Below are 13,951 nucleotides of genomic sequence, written 5' to 3' on the forward strand. Positions count from 1 at the left end.
GTTCGCCACTGATTCCCGCCCGAAAGCGGTTCACCGTTCGACTTGCATGTGTTAAGCACGCCGCCAGCGTTCGTCCTGAGCCAGGATCAAACTCTCCATCGATGAATATCACCAGCCGACCGGAATAGGGTCGGCATGAGGTGTCAGAAGAGTCACCTGGCAAGTAGACCGACATCCCGACGGGGGTCGGGAGCGTCTACCAACCATGTGTAAAATGACACTCGAACCATCGCTCAGTGAAGAGCGCAGGACCGAGGTCGCATGGCATCACAATTCGTCACACACTGTTGAGTTCTCAAGAAACAGACGCCCGAACCACTCGTCCCGGAACCTTCGTTCCGATCGGCTGCGACCCGGCGTTGTCAGGTCTTGCTTTGTTCTTCTTTTGTTCTTGCTTCGCTTTAGATCTTAGCAGATCCTCCGCGGCTTTCGCAATTTCGGGCCGAGTTTTAAAATCAAACACAGCCGCTGTAATTGCGATTCGCTTCAGTTGGGATTTAATGTCCCGTTCTTCGGCGGTTCCCAGACTGTATCGGACTGACCGGCCGGCGACCAAATCGGCGCCGTCAGGGTCCTGATGCATCCGAAGACGCCAGCACGGCACCTGCGCCGCTTCGCTGTCCCCAAGAGGGAACAGAGCGTCGCACTTGCCGTGGAGGTATATCGCTTCGAATGGTCGCCCGGAGTGATCCCGCGATTGCGTTGATCCTGCCTGGTGGGCAACGTCTAGTAACTATACGGGGGGCCGCCGTTCACGTCAACTCCACAGTGAACGGCGGCCCGAACAGCTGGTCAGCCGGTAGGTCCGGCAGGTCAGTCGCCGACCTCGACCGAACCCAGCGTCCGCTTCCCGCGCCGCAGGACCAGCCAGCGGCCGTGCAGCAGGTCCTCCTTGGCGGGCACTTCGTCCTCGGTCTCGATCTTGCGGTTGTTCACGTACGCGCCGCCCTCCTTGATGGTGCGGCGGCCGGCGCCCCGGCTGGCGACCAGGCCGGTGTCGGCGAGGAGCTGCGCGACCGGGACCAGCTCGGCCACCTTCGTACCGGGCAGCTCGGACAGGGCCGCGCGCAGCGTGGGCTCGTCGAGCGCGGCCAGGTCGCCCTGGCCGAACAGCGCCTTGGACGCCGCGATCACCTGGGCGGTGGCCTCCGCCCCGTGCACCAGCGTCGTGACCTCCTCGGCGAGCGCCTTCTGCGCGGCCCGCATCTGGGGCTTGTCCGCCGTCAGGCGCTCCAGCTCCTCGATCTCCTCGCGGGGGCGGAAGCTGAACACCTTCAGGTAATTGATGACCATGGCGTCCTCGGAGTTCAGGAAGAACTGGTAGAACGCATACGGCGTCATCAGGTCCCCGGAGAGCCACACCGTGCCGGACTCCGTCTTGCCGAACTTCGTGCCGTCGGCCTTCAGCAGGAGCGGGGTGGCCAGTGCGTGCACGGAGACGCCCTCGGCCTTGTGGATCAGATCCACACCGGCCGTGATGTTGCCCCACTGGTCACTGCCGCCGGTCTGTAGCGTGCAGTTGTACTGCCGGTACAGCTCCAGGAAGTCCAGGCCCTGCAGGATCTGGTAGCTGAACTCCGTGTAGCTGATACCGGCTTCGGAGTTCAGACGCGCGCTCACGGCGTCCTTGGAGAGCATCTTCCCGACCCGGAAGTGCTTCCCGATGTCCCGCAGGAAGTCGATCGCGGACATCGGCGCGGTCCAGTCGAGGTTGTTCACCAGGCGCGCGGCGTTGGGGCCCTCGAAGGAGATGAACCGCGAGACCTGTTCGCGGATCTTCTCGACCCACTCCGCGACCGTCTCCTTGCTGTTCAGCGTGCGCTCGGCAGTCGGCTTGGGGTCGCCGATCAGTCCGGTCGAGCCGCCGACCAGGATCAGCGGGGTGTGGCCGGCCTGCTGAACGCGCCGGGCGGCCATCATCTGGACCAGGTTGCCGAAGTGCAGACTGGGAGCGGTCGGGTCGAAGCCCACATAGAAGGTCACCGGCCCGTCGGCGAACGCTTTACGCAGCGCGTCCTCATCGGTGGACAGGGCCAGCAGCCCGTGCCACTTCAGGTCCTCGACGATGTCGGTCACGGTTATCCCTCGCGGTCATCGCTAGTGGGCGGATTGTCGGACACCCGGTTCGGTGTCGGCTACCAGCCTGCCGTATCAGACACCGCTCGTGCGAACGCGTTCCGGACTCAGGACGACGTGGCGGACCGCACCTTCGGCTTGTGCGCCTTATAGGCGCTGACCGTACGGTCCCCCTCGATCCAGAACCTCCAGGGAATCTCCGCCGCGGACGACACGCCTACTCGGGGGCCGGTCGCCACGGTGAAGTCGGACGATTCCCGGGCCAAGACCGTCAGCGGACCGCCATCGCACAGGTCGAGACCGTTGTCCTCCCGGCTGAGGTCCAACGCCTTGGTGAGCCGCGCCGGGCCGCGTGCCAGGTCCCGATCCGAGGACCCGCTCCGGGCGGCACGCGCCAGATCGACACCCTCGACGATCTCCCCGGCCCGGATCAGTACCGCCGAGCACACGTCCTCCGGACTACAGACGAAGTTGATGCAGAAGTGCATGCCGTAGGTGAAGTAGACGTACAAGAACCCCGGAGGCCCGAACATTACTGCGTTCCGGGGAGTCTTCCCCTTATAGCCGTGAGAAGCGGGATCCAACGGACCGGCGTACGCCTCGACTTCGGTAATGCGCATGACACGGCGGCCCTCCGCGCTGTCGCGAGCGAGCAGGCACCCGAGCAGGTCCGGTGCGACGTCCACGGAAGGGCGGGAGAAGAACGAGCGCGGCACGGCAGGCATATGGAGAGTCAATCACGGAGCACCCGCCCGCTATAGCGGAAACCGGACCGGTCAGTTCCTGCTCCCCAGCCCCACAAGTTCCGCCGCGAGCCCGAGCCCCGTCTCCAGGTACCCCACGAACGACTCGTTGCTCAGCGCAGCCGGCGAACGCTGCTTCCGAACCATCGCTATAGCGTCGGCCGCCGTGTACCCGTGCTGTACAAGTACCTCAGCGACCACCAGCCCGGAGCGATTCATCCCGGCCCAGCACCGCACGAGCACTCGCCGCCCGGTGGCGTGGTCCGCGGCCGCCGACGCTGCGAACTCCTCGACAGCGCGGATCTGCTCCGCGGTCAGCGCGTTGTCCGGCACCCTCAGCACGTGGTGCGCCACCCCCGAGGCTGGTCCATAGCCCTCATGGGAGGTCAGGCTGTAGACCACGTCGAACTCGTCGGCCACGATCGCCCGCGTCGATATCCCGTCGGCGGCGATGTACTCATGTCCGCCCATCCACAGCCGTGGCGCGACCTCGGACCACGGCTCACGCGGCACATCGTCCCAGTCCCCTTTGGAAAGCAAGCCGGCACCCCTCACCGAGAAATGAGAAAGACGCCTGACAGCCTGCCGAATGCATCACCGACTGACCAGCACCGGCGACGCATTCGGCCGGAACTCGTCAGCGCCCGGCCCACTCCCGCTGCCCGGCGACGTCCGCGACCAGCGCCTCCAGCTGCTCGGCGACCCGCTTCGGCGCGGTCCCGCCCCGGCCGTCCCGGGACGCCAGCGAGCCCTCGACGCTCAGCACCGTCTTCACCTCCGGCGTCAGCAGCGGCGAGATCTCCGCGAGCTGCGCGTCCGTCAGCTCCTCCAGCGTGATCCCGCGCTGCTCGCAGTACCGCACCGAGCTGCCCGCGACCTCGTGTGCGACCCGGAACGGGACGCCCTGGCGCACCAGCCACTCGGCGACATCGGTGGCCAGCGAGAAGCCCTCCGGTGCCAGCGCGGCCATCCGGTCGCCGTGCACGGTCAGCGTGGCGATCATCCCGGTGAAGGCCGGCAGCAGCACCTCCAGCGTGTCGACCGAGTCGAACACCGGCTCCTTGTCCTCCTGTAGGTCCCGGTTGTAGGCCAGCGGCAGGGCCTTGAGCGTGGCCAGCAGGCCGGTCAGGTTGCCGATCAGCCGGCCGGACTTGCCGCGGGCCAGCTCGGCGATGTCCGGGTTCTTCTTCTGCGGCATGATCGAGGAGCCGGTGGCGAAGGCGTCGTCCAGGGTCACGAAGGAGAACTCCTTCGTGGTCCACAAGATGATCTCCTCGGCGATCCGGGAGACGTCGATCCCGATCATCGCGGTGACGAACGCGAACTCGGCGAACACGTCGCGCGAGGCGGTGCCGTCAATGGAGTTGGCGGCGCTGGCCGAGAAGCCGAGGTCGGCGGCGACCGCCTCCGGGTCCAGGCCGAGGGTCGAGCCGGCCAGCGCACCGGAGCCGTACGCCGAGACGTCGGCGCGCCTGTCCCAGTCCCGCAGCCGCTCGGCGTCCCGGGACAGCGCCTGGGCGTGGGCCAGGACGTGGTGCGCGAACAGCACCGGCTGCGCGTGCTGCAAGTGCGTGCGGCCGGGCATCGCGACGTCCATGTGCGCCGTGGCCTGGTCGATCAGCGCCTGCTCCAGATCGGCGACCAGAGCCGCGATCCGCCGCGCGTGGTCGCGCAGGAACATCCGGCCGAGCGTGGCGATCTGGTCGTTGCGGCTCCGTCCGGCCCGCAGCCGGCCGCCGAGCTCGGCGCCGAGCTTCTCGATCAGGCCGCGCTCCAGCGCCGTGTGGCAGTCCTCGTCGGCGACCGTGGGCAGGAACGCCCCGGAGACCACGTCGGCCTCCAGCGCGTCCAGGCCGGCCAGCATCGCGGTCAGGTCGGCGGCGCTCAGCAGCCCGGCGCGGTTCAGCACCCGGGCGTGGGCGCGCGAGCCGGCCAGGTCGTACTGCGCGAGCCGCCAGTCGAAGTGCACGGACGCCGACAGCGCGGCCAGTGCCTCGGACGGTCCGCCGGAGAAGCGCGAGCCCCAAAGCTGCGACTTCGGTGCCGGGTTGCTCATGTTCCTCGCCGTTTCCATTCAGGTCTCTACGAAAGCAGGACTCTACAAAGTCAGGACTCTACAAAGTTCAGTCTCGGCGCCGAAGCCGCTGCCAGGGCGGTGCCGGGGCCGAGAATCAGTGCTCGGCCGACGCCAGCAGCTTCGCCGCCAGCGCCGCCCCGCCTTCCGGATCGCGGCTGATCAGCAGCACGGTGTCGTCGCCGGCGATGCTGCCCAGGATCTCGATCATCGGCGCCTTGTCGAAGGCGCTGGCCAGGAACTGCGCCGCGCCCGGCGGGGTGCGGACCACCACCAGGTTCGCCGAGGCCTCCGCGCTGACCAGCAGTTCGCCGAGCAGCCGGTGCAGCCGCTGCTCGAACACCGGCTCGGGCTGGGCCGCCACCGGGGTCCGGTCGCCGCCCTCGGCCGGGATCGCGTAGACCAGGTTGCCGGCGCCGTCGCGCACCCGGACCGCGCCGAGTTCGTCCAGGTCCCGGGACAGCGTGGCCTGGGTGACCGACAGGCCGTCCTCGCCTAAGAGCCGGCCCAGCTCGGCCTGGGAGCGGACGGAGTGCCGCTCCAGCAGCAGCGCGATCCGCTGGTGCCGGGCGGTACGGGTCTGCGGGACGGTGGCTTCGCTCATGAGGAGGACTCCAACAGGAAAGCGAGTAGGGCCTTCTGCGCGTGGAGTCTGTTCTCAGCCTCGTCCCACACCACGCTCTGCGGGCCGTCGATCACCGAGGCCGCTATCTCATAGCCCCGATACGCCGGGAGGCAGTGCAGGATAATCGCGTCCGGGGCGCCGAGCGCCACCGCGGCCTCGTCCAGGGCGTAGGGCTTGAAGATCTCGGCGCGCGCCGCCTTCTCGTCCTCCTGCCCCATGGAGACCCAGGTGTCGGTGACCAGGACGTCCGCTCCGGCGGCCGCCTCGGCGGGGTCGGTGGTGACGACGACGGAGCCGCCGGTGGACTCCGCGACGCGCTCGGCGTCGGCGACGATCTCGGGCCGCGGCAGGTACTCGGCCGGGCCGCTGACCCGCACGTGCATACCGGCGGTGGCGCCGCCGAGCAGGTAGGAGTTGGCCATGTTGTTGGCCGCGTCGCCGAGGTAGGTCATGGTCAGCCCGGCCAGGCGGCCCTTGTGCTCGCGCACGGTCTGTAGGTCCGCGAGGATCTGGCAGGGGTGGAAGTCGTCGGTCAGGGCATTGATCACCGGGACCGAGGACGTCGCGGCCAGCTCCTCGATCCGGCTCTGTCGATAAGTCCGCCAGACGATGGCCGCGACCTGCCGTTCCAGCACCCGCGCCGTGTCGCCGATCTCCTCGCCGCGGCCGAGCTGGCTGGTGCCGGAGTCGATGACCATCGGGTAGCCGCCGAGCTGGGCGACGCCGACGCTGAACGAGACCCGGGTGCGGGTGGAGGGCTTGTCGAAGATGACGGCCACGGCGCGCGGCCCGGCCAGGACCTGGTGGTCCAGCGGGGCTTTCTTGAACGCGATGGCCAGGTCCAGCACCCGCTTCTGCTCGGCGGGGCTCAGGTCGTCGTCGCGGAGGAAGTGGCGGACCATGTCTCAGGCGTCCTTCGGGGTGGCGGCGCCCTCGAGGGCGGCGTCGAGCAGGGCGGGCAGGGCGGCGAGGAACTCGTCGGCCTGGGCGGTGGTGAGGATCAGCGGCGGGGCGAGCCGGACGGCGTCGGGGGCCGGGGCGTTGACGATGAAGCCGGCGTCCAGGGCCGCCCGGGCGACCTCGGCGGCGTGCGGGGCGGTCAGCATGATCGCCAGGAGCAGGCCTTCGCCGCGCACCCCGGCGACCGCCGGGTGGTGCAGGGCGTTGACACCCGAAGTCAGGTGCGCGCCGACGGCCCGGACGTTGGCCAGGATGTCGTCGCGCTCGATGGCGTGCAGCACGGCCAGGCCGGCGGCGCAGGCGACCGGGTTGCCGGCGTAGGTGGAGCCGTGCTGGCCGGGGCCGAGCAGGGTCGCGGCCGCGCCGAGGCCGACGCAGGCGCCGATCGGCATTCCGCCGCCGAGTCCCTTGGCCAGCGTGACCAGGTCCGGAACCACACCGGTGCCGCTGTGTCCGAACCACTTGCCGGTGCGGCCGATACCGGTCTGCACCTCGTCGAGGATCAGGAGCGCGCCGTGCCTGGCGGTGATCTCCCGGGCCGCCTTCAGGTAGCCGGGCCCGGCGGGGATGACGCCCTTCTCGCCCTGGATCGGCTCGACGATGAACGCGGCGCTCTGGTCGTCGATCGCGGCTTCCAGGGCGGCGACGTCGCCGTAGGGCACGAAGGTCACGTCCCCGGGCAGCGGTTCGAACGGCTCCCGGATCGCGGCCTTGCCGGTGAGCGCCAGGGCGCCCATGGTCCGGCCGTGGAAGGAGCCCTCGGTGGACACCATCTTGGTGCGGCCGGTGCGCCGGGCCGCTTTGAACGCGGCCTCGTTGGCCTCGGCGCCGGAGTTGCAGAAGAACACCCGGGCGTCGGTGCCGTTGGTGTGCCCGAGCAGGTCCACCAGCCGTTCGGCCAGCACGATCTGCGGCGCGGAGGCGAAGAAGTTGGAGATGTGGCCCAGGGTGGTCAGCTGGGTGGTGACGGCCTGCACGATCAGCGGGTGCGCGTGGCCGAGCGCGTTGACCGCGATCCCGGCCAGCAGGTCCAGGTAGCGGCGGCCGTCGGCGTCCCAGACGTAGACGCCCTCGCCGCGCACCAGCACCTTCTGCGGGGTGCCGAAGGTGTTCATCAGCGCGCCGGTGTAACGCTCGGTCCAGGCTTCGCCGTATCCGGGCTCGACGATCGGCAGCCCGGTCTGTCCGAACAGCTCAGCCTCGCCGACTACTTCAGACTTGACCACGGCGTTCATGCCGGCACCACCATCGTTCCGATCCCCTCGTCGGTGAAGACCTCCAGCAACAGCGCGTGCGGCACCCGGCCGTCCAGCACGTGTGCGCGCGGCACTCCCCCGCGCACGGCCCGCAGGCACGCCTCCATCTTCGGCACCATCCCGGAGGACAGCGTCGGCAGCAGTTCGGCCAGCTCGTCGGCGGACAGCAGGCTGATCACCTCGTCGGAGGCCGGCCAGTCCGCGAACAGGCCCTCGACGTCGGTGAGGACCACCAGCTTCTCCGCGCCCAGGCCGACGGCGAGCGCCGCCGCGGCGGTGTCGGCGTTGACGTTGTAGACGCCGGGGCCGTCGGCGGCGCGGGCGATGGAGGACACGACCGGGATGCGGCCGTCGTCCAGCAGGGCGTTGATGGCGCCGGGGTTGACGGCCTCGATGTCGCCGACCCGGCCGAGGTCGACCTGCTGCCCGTCGACGACCGCGTGCCGCTTGACCGCCTTGAGCGTGTCCGCGTCCTCGCCGGACATGCCGACCGCGAACGGGCCGTGGGCGTTGATGACGCCGACGATGTCCCGCTGCACCTGGCCGGTGAGCACCATGCGGACCACGTCCATGGCCTCGTCGGTGGTGACCCGCAGGCCGCCGGCGAAGCGGTGCTCGATGCCGAGCTTGTCCAGCTGGGCGTTGATCTGCGGGCCGCCGCCGTGCACGACGACCGGCCGCAGGCCGGCGTAGCGCAGGAAGACGATGTCCTTGGCGAACGCCGCTTCCAGCTCTTCGTCGACCATGGCGTTGCCGCCGAACTTCACCACGACGGTCTTGCCCTGCAGGGCCGAGAGCCAGGGCAGGGCCTCGGTGAGGATGCCGGCCTTGGCCAGGGCGTCGTGCCGGCGGGCGGCGCCGGCGGCGATCGACTCGACGGTGCTCACGAGGAGTACGCCGAGTTCTCGTGGACGTAGCCGGGGGTCAGGTCGTTGGTCCAGACGGTCGCCGAGGCGTCGCCGGCCGCCAGGTCGACGGTGACCTTGACCTCGCGGCCGGTGAGGTCGACGAGGTCGCGGTCATCGCCGACGCCGCCGTCGCGGCAGACCCAGACGCCGTTGATGGCCACGGAGAGCCGGTCGGGCTCGAACTCGGCGTCGGTGGTCCCGACGGCGGACAGGACCCGGCCCCAGTTGGGGTCGTTGCCGTACATGGCGCACTTGAACAGGTTGCTGCGGGTGACGGCCTTGGCGGCCTGGACGGCCTGGTCCTCGCTGGCGGCCCGGACCACCTCGACGGCGATGTCCTTGGTGGCGCCCTCGGCGTCGCCGATCAGCTGCCGGGCCAGGTCCGCGCACACCGAGGTGACGGCGGCCTGGAACTCCGCGAGGTCCGGCACGACCTCGCAGGCCCCGGAGGCGAGCAGCAGAACGGTGTCGTTGGTGGACATGCAGCCGTCGGAGTCGACGCGGTCGAAGGTGACCCTGGTGGCGTCCCGCAGCGCGGTGTCGAGCACGGCGGCGTCGGCCACGGCGTCGGTGGTGATCACGACCAGCATCGTGGCCAGCCCCGGGGCCAGCATCCCGGCGCCCTTGGCCATGCCGCCGACGACGTAGCCGGTGCCCTGGGCCTGCGCGGTCTTGGCGACGGTGTCGGTGGTCATGATGGCGGTCGCGGCGGCCGGCCCGCCGTCGGCTGCGAGCGCGTCGGCGGCGGTCTTGAGGCCGGGCAGCAGCGCGTCCATCGGCAGCCGGACGCCGATCAGGCCGGTGGAGCACACGGCGATCTCGGCGGCCGAGGCGTCGAGCAGCGCGGCGGTCTCCTCGGCGGTCTTGTGCGTGTCCTGGAAACCGGCCGAGCCGGTGCAGGCGTTCGCGCCGCCGGAGTTCAGGACCACGGCCTTGACCGCGCCGCCCTTGAGGACCTGCTCGGACCACACGACCGGCGCGGCCTTGACCCGGTTGGAGGTGAAGACCCCGGCGGCGGCCGTCTGCGGGCCGTCGTTGACGACCAGGGCCAGGTCGGCGTTTCCCGAGGCTTTGATCCCGGCGGCGATCCCCGCGGCCCGGAAGCCCTTCGCGGAGGTGACACTCATAGCTCGACTCCAATAGCGTCCGCGGTGATATCCGCGTTGATAGAGGTCACGGCGCGATCCCGACGGTACTCAGACCGGCCGTCTCCGGCAGCCCGAGCGCGAGGTTGGCGCACTGCACGGCGCCGCCGGCCGTGCCCTTGGTGAGGTTGTCGATCGCCCCGATCACGACGGCCCGGCCGGCGTTCTCGTCGACGGCGACCTGGAGCTGCACGGTGTTCGAGCCGAGGACCGCGGCGGTGGCGGGCAGCTGCCCCTCGGGCAGCACGGTGACGAAGGGTTCGTCGCGGTAGGCCTTCAGGTAGATGTCCCGCAGCTGCTCCGCGCCGATGCCCGGCTCCAGCTTCGCGGTGCAGGTCGCGAGGATCCCGCGCGGCATCGGGACGAGCACCGGGGTGAACGACACGGTCACCGGCCCGCCCGCGACCGCGCCGAGGTTCTGCGCGATCTCCGGCGTGTGCCGGTGCGCCCCGGCGACGTTGTAGGCCGCGGCGTTGCCCATGATCTCCGAGCCGAGCAGGTTCGGCTTCAGGGACTTGCCGGCGCCGGAGGTCCCGGTGGCCGCGACCACGACCACGTCCGGCTCGACCAGACCGGCGGCGACCGCCGGCACCAGGGCCAGCGAGGAGACGGTCGGGAAGCAGCCGGGCACGGCGACCCGCTTGGTGCCGGCCAGCCCGGCGCGCGCCCCCGGCAGCTCGGGCAGGCCGTAGGGCCAGGTGCCGGCGTGCGCGGAGCCGTAGAAGCGTTCCCAGACCTGCGGGTCGGCGAGCCGGTAGTCGGCGCCGCAGTCGACGATCAGGGTGTCCGGGCCCAGCGCCTCGGCGATGGCCGCGGACTGCCCGTGCGGCAGGGCGAGGAAGACGACATCGTGCCCGGCCAGGGTCTCGGGCGTGGTGTCGGCGATCACCCGGTCGGCCAGCGGCGCCAGGTGCGGCTGGTGCTCGCCCAGGCGCGAGCCCGCACTGGCGCCCGCGGTGAGCGCCCCGATCTGGAAGTCCGGGTGTCCCAGAAGCAGCCGGAGCAGTTCACCACCCGCATAACCGGTCGCCCCAGCCACCGCCGCCGTGAAAGTCATGTGCATGAGAATACGGAATACAGAAACTGTATGCAACGCGGGTCTCGGCAGCCGGACACCTTCGATGCCTAACAGCAATGCATACTCACGAAATCTCTACCATTTGCGGGATTGCCCAGGCCATGTCCACTCCAATACTGTCCGATGGCATGTCAGGCATACGGTTCGGCGTCCTGGGTCCCCTGCTGGTCGAGGACCCCACCGGACCGCGCCCGATCGCGGCCCCGCGGCAGCGGGCCGTGCTGGCCGCGCTGCTACTCACCGCCCCGCGCGCTGTCGCCGCCGCGGAGCTCGCCGACCAGGTCTGGAACCTGGAGCCGCCGGCCGGGGCGGCGGGCACGCTGCACAGCTATCTCAGCAGACTGCGAACCGCACTGGGGCCGCTCGGCGACCGGATCCGGACCCACAGCTCCGGCTACACGGTCGACCTGGTCGGCGCGGAGCTGGACCTCGACGTGTTCCGCGGCCTGCGCGACCGGGCCAAGGCGGCCGCGGCGCGCGGCGATCTGGACAGCGCGGCCGCGAGCTACACCGAGGCGCTGGCGCTGTGGCGGGGCGCGCCGTTGGCCGACGTGCCGGGCGGGCCGTGGCGCGACGACGCCGTGCGCTACTGGGACGAGCAGGAACTGCTGGCCCACGAGGAGCTGTCCGAGATCGAGGTGCGGCTCGGCCGCACGACCGCGGTCATCCCCCGGCTGCGGGTCCTGGTCGCCGAGAACCCGTTCCGGGAACGGCCCGCCGCGCTGCTGCTCGGCGCGCTGGCCGCCGACGGCAGGCGCGCCGAAGCACTCGCCGAGTACCAGCGGGTACGGCGGGTGCTGGTCGAGGAGGCCGGGATCGAGCCCGGCGAGCAGTTGAAGGCGGCGTTCCACGAGATCCTGCGCGAGGACGACGACCGGCCGGCGGCACCGCGTCTGCTGCCCGCCGACGTTCCCGACTTCACCGGCCGCGACGACCAGCTTGCCTGCGTCGCCGAGGTCCTGACGGCTCCCGAGCCCGGCGATCCGGCGGCGGTCGTGGTGGTCAGCGGTCCGGGCGGGGTGGGCAAGACCTCGTTCGCGGTGCGGGTCGCCCAGCGGTTGCGCGCGGAGTTCCCGGACGGGCAGGTGTTTCTGCGGCTGGGCGGGCTGCGCGCGCCCCGGCGGCCCGGCGAGCTGGTCGCGGAGGCACTGCGGGCGCTGGGCGTCACGGAGTTCCCCGGCGATCCGGACAAGCGGACCGCGCTGCTGCGGACCATGCTGGCCGATCGCAGGGTGCTGCTGGTGCTCGACGACGCGACCGATCCGGCGCAGATCCGGCGCCTGATCCCGGCCGGCGGGCCGAGCGCGGTGATCGTGACCAGCCGGCGGCGGCTGCCCGGGGTGGCAAAGCAGGTTCCGCTGGAGTTGGGGCGGCTGCCCGCGGATCAGGCCACTGCGATGCTGGCGCGGATCGTCGGCGCCGGGCGGGCCGGGGCCGAGCCGGCGGCGCTGGAGCGGTTGGCCCAGGCGTGCGGCGGGTTGCCGATCGCGCTGCGGATCTGCGGGGCGCGGCTGACGCAGCGGCGGACGCGGAGCATCGCCTCGCTGGTCGCGCGGTTGGAAGCGGTCGGCCAGCGCTTGGAAGGCATCGACTCGCTCGATGACGACGGCACAGCGGCCTATTCCGATTCCGGACCTGGCACGCCCGCTGGCTCGGACCCTGAGCGCAGCGCCCTCCGCGGCCCGCTCGAAGAGAGCTACCACGCGCTCAGCTACGGCGCCGCGGGCCGCGACGTCGATCTGGCCCGCGCGTTCCGCCTGCTGAGCCTGATCGGCGGCGAGCGCTTCAGCCTGCCGGCCGCCGCGGCGGCGCTGGGCGTCGATGAGTTCGATGCCGACTCCGCGGTCGAGCACCTGGTCGAGGTCTCGTTGCTGGAGTCCGCGGCGCCGGACCGGTTCGCGTTCCATCCGCTGATCCAGGAGCTGGCCCGGGAGCACGCCTGGGCGATCGACAGCGGCGAGGCGCGCTCCGCGGCCGTCGGCCGCTGGACCTCGTGGTGCCTGGCTTCGGCGGCGTCCGCCGACCAGCTGTTCCACCCGAACCGGCCCAAGCTCGCGTGGGAGGCGTGGATCCCGGACGGCGGCCCCAAGCTGTTCGCCGGGCTGCCGGAGGCCGGGGACTGGTTCGATCGGGAGTCGGCCGGGCTGCTGGAGGCCGCTTCGGTCGCCGCCGCGCAGGGCGACCACGCCACGGCCGCCGCACTCCCCCTCGTGCTGCTGCACGGCTTCCGCATCCGCGGCCGCGTCGAAGAGCTCGAAGAACCGCTGCGGGCCGGGGTCGCGGCGGCGATCGCGCTCGGCGAGCCGGAGCTGGCCGGTGTGCAGCTGAACAACCTCGCGATCGTCCACGGCGCGCTCGGGCGGTTCGACGAGGCGATCGCGACGTTCGCCGACGCCGTCCCGCACTACGAGTCCGCCGGGCTGGCCGAGCGGGTGGCGCAGGCCCGGATCAACGCGGCGATCACGGTCGCGCAGAGCGGACGGCCCGCCGAGGCCGCCTCGCGGCTGACGGCGTCGCTGGCCGAACTCGACGCGCTGCCGACCACGCCGCTGCTGCCCAGCTTGCAGGTCTCGGTGATGCTGGCGCTGACCGAGGCGCTGCGGGACTCCGGCCGTCCCGACGACGCCTTGCGGATCTATCCGCGCCTGTTCGCCGCCGCCGAGGCCGTCGGCGACACCCCGCGGCTGGCCATCGCCTGGGGCAACCTCGGGAAGCTGCACGCCAAGAACGGGCGCGCCGAGGACGGCGTCGGGTGCATCGACAAGGCGTTGGAGCTGCACCGGTCGATCGGCAACCGGGACGGTGAGGGCTACGCGTTGTGGGCGCTGGGCGAGGCGCGGGCGGCGTTGGGCCAGACCGAGCACGCCCGGTGTGCGTGGTCCGAGGCCCGCGAGATCTTCGCCGCGCTCGGGCGGCACGGCTACGCCGCCGATCTCGCGCAGGCCATCGCCGGGCTCGACGATCCGTCTCAGGGCTGAGCGACACCGCCGGGTCGGCCGGCCCCCTCCGACCGGCCGATCCGGCGACCACGCACCAACCGCGGTCTGCCCACCGCCCCACGACGGGCAGACCGCGTGCTCATGCCC

General features: G+C 71.1%; 11 protein-coding genes and 1 rRNA gene. 1 reads left to right on the top strand and 11 read right to left on the bottom strand.

What is annotated here, in order from left to right:
- The 11 genes from IZR01_RS41390 to argC form a co-directional block, all read right to left on the bottom strand.
- Window positions 1–102, bottom strand: a 16S ribosomal RNA gene (locus tag IZR01_RS41390); the annotation flags it as partial.
- Between the two features lie 711 nt (window positions 103–813).
- Window positions 814–2,076: a tyrosine--tRNA ligase gene (gene tyrS / locus IZR01_RS41395; protein ID WP_194898018.1), complete on the bottom strand. Its 1,263-nt coding sequence runs from the start codon at window positions 2,074–2,076 to the stop codon at window positions 814–816.
- A 107-nt stretch (window positions 2,077–2,183) separates the two neighbouring features.
- On the bottom strand, window positions 2,184–2,801 hold the full coding sequence (locus IZR01_RS41400) for a DNA-3-methyladenine glycosylase (RefSeq protein ID WP_194898017.1): 618 nt from the start codon (window positions 2,799–2,801) through the stop codon (window positions 2,184–2,186).
- A 51-nt stretch (window positions 2,802–2,852) separates the two neighbouring features.
- The gene (locus IZR01_RS41405; protein ID WP_228561178.1) at window positions 2,853–3,359 is read right to left on the bottom strand and encodes a protein-tyrosine phosphatase family protein; all 507 of its coding nucleotides are present in this window, start codon (window positions 3,357–3,359) and stop codon (window positions 2,853–2,855) included.
- Window positions 3,360–3,456: 97 nt separating this feature from the next.
- Window positions 3,457–4,875, bottom strand: coding sequence for an argininosuccinate lyase (gene argH / locus IZR01_RS41410; protein ID WP_194898016.1), 1,419 nt, complete (start codon window positions 4,873–4,875; stop codon window positions 3,457–3,459).
- A 115-nt stretch (window positions 4,876–4,990) separates the two neighbouring features.
- Window positions 4,991–5,497, bottom strand: coding sequence for an arginine repressor (locus tag IZR01_RS41415; RefSeq protein ID WP_194898015.1), 507 nt, complete (start codon window positions 5,495–5,497; stop codon window positions 4,991–4,993).
- Complete coding sequence (gene argF, locus IZR01_RS41420) at window positions 5,494–6,420, bottom strand: ornithine carbamoyltransferase (protein ID WP_194927025.1); 927 nt, start codon at window positions 6,418–6,420, stop codon at window positions 5,494–5,496. Before argF ends, IZR01_RS41415 begins: the two co-directional genes overlap by 4 nt.
- A 3-nt stretch (window positions 6,421–6,423) precedes the next feature.
- Window positions 6,424–7,713, bottom strand: a complete 1,290-nt coding sequence (locus IZR01_RS41425; protein ID WP_228561179.1) for an acetylornithine transaminase — start codon at window positions 7,711–7,713, stop codon at window positions 6,424–6,426.
- Window positions 7,710–8,621: an acetylglutamate kinase gene (gene argB / locus IZR01_RS41430; RefSeq protein WP_323747247.1), complete on the bottom strand. Its 912-nt coding sequence runs from the start codon at window positions 8,619–8,621 to the stop codon at window positions 7,710–7,712. Before argB ends, IZR01_RS41425 begins: the two co-directional genes overlap by 4 nt.
- Window positions 8,618–9,769, bottom strand: a complete 1,152-nt coding sequence (gene argJ, locus IZR01_RS41435; RefSeq protein ID WP_194898013.1) for a bifunctional glutamate N-acetyltransferase/amino-acid acetyltransferase ArgJ — start codon at window positions 9,767–9,769, stop codon at window positions 8,618–8,620. The genes argB and argJ overlap by 4 nt, the downstream gene beginning before the upstream one ends.
- A gap of 46 nt (window positions 9,770–9,815) precedes the next feature.
- A complete protein-coding gene (gene argC / locus IZR01_RS41440; protein WP_194927026.1) occupies window positions 9,816–10,844 on the bottom strand; it encodes an N-acetyl-gamma-glutamyl-phosphate reductase in 1,029 nt (342 codons plus the stop codon).
- A gap of 149 nt (window positions 10,845–10,993) precedes the next feature.
- Between argC and IZR01_RS41445 the strand changes: the two genes are divergently transcribed.
- Window positions 10,994–13,843, top strand: coding sequence for an AfsR/SARP family transcriptional regulator (locus IZR01_RS41445; RefSeq protein WP_194927027.1), 2,850 nt, complete (start codon window positions 10,994–10,996; stop codon window positions 13,841–13,843).
- Window positions 13,844–13,951: the final 108 nt, after the last annotated feature.

It is taken from the genome of Catenulispora pinisilvae (genome assembly GCF_015356865.1).
GTDB lineage: Bacteria > Actinomycetota > Actinomycetes > Streptomycetales > Catenulisporaceae > Catenulispora > Catenulispora pinisilvae.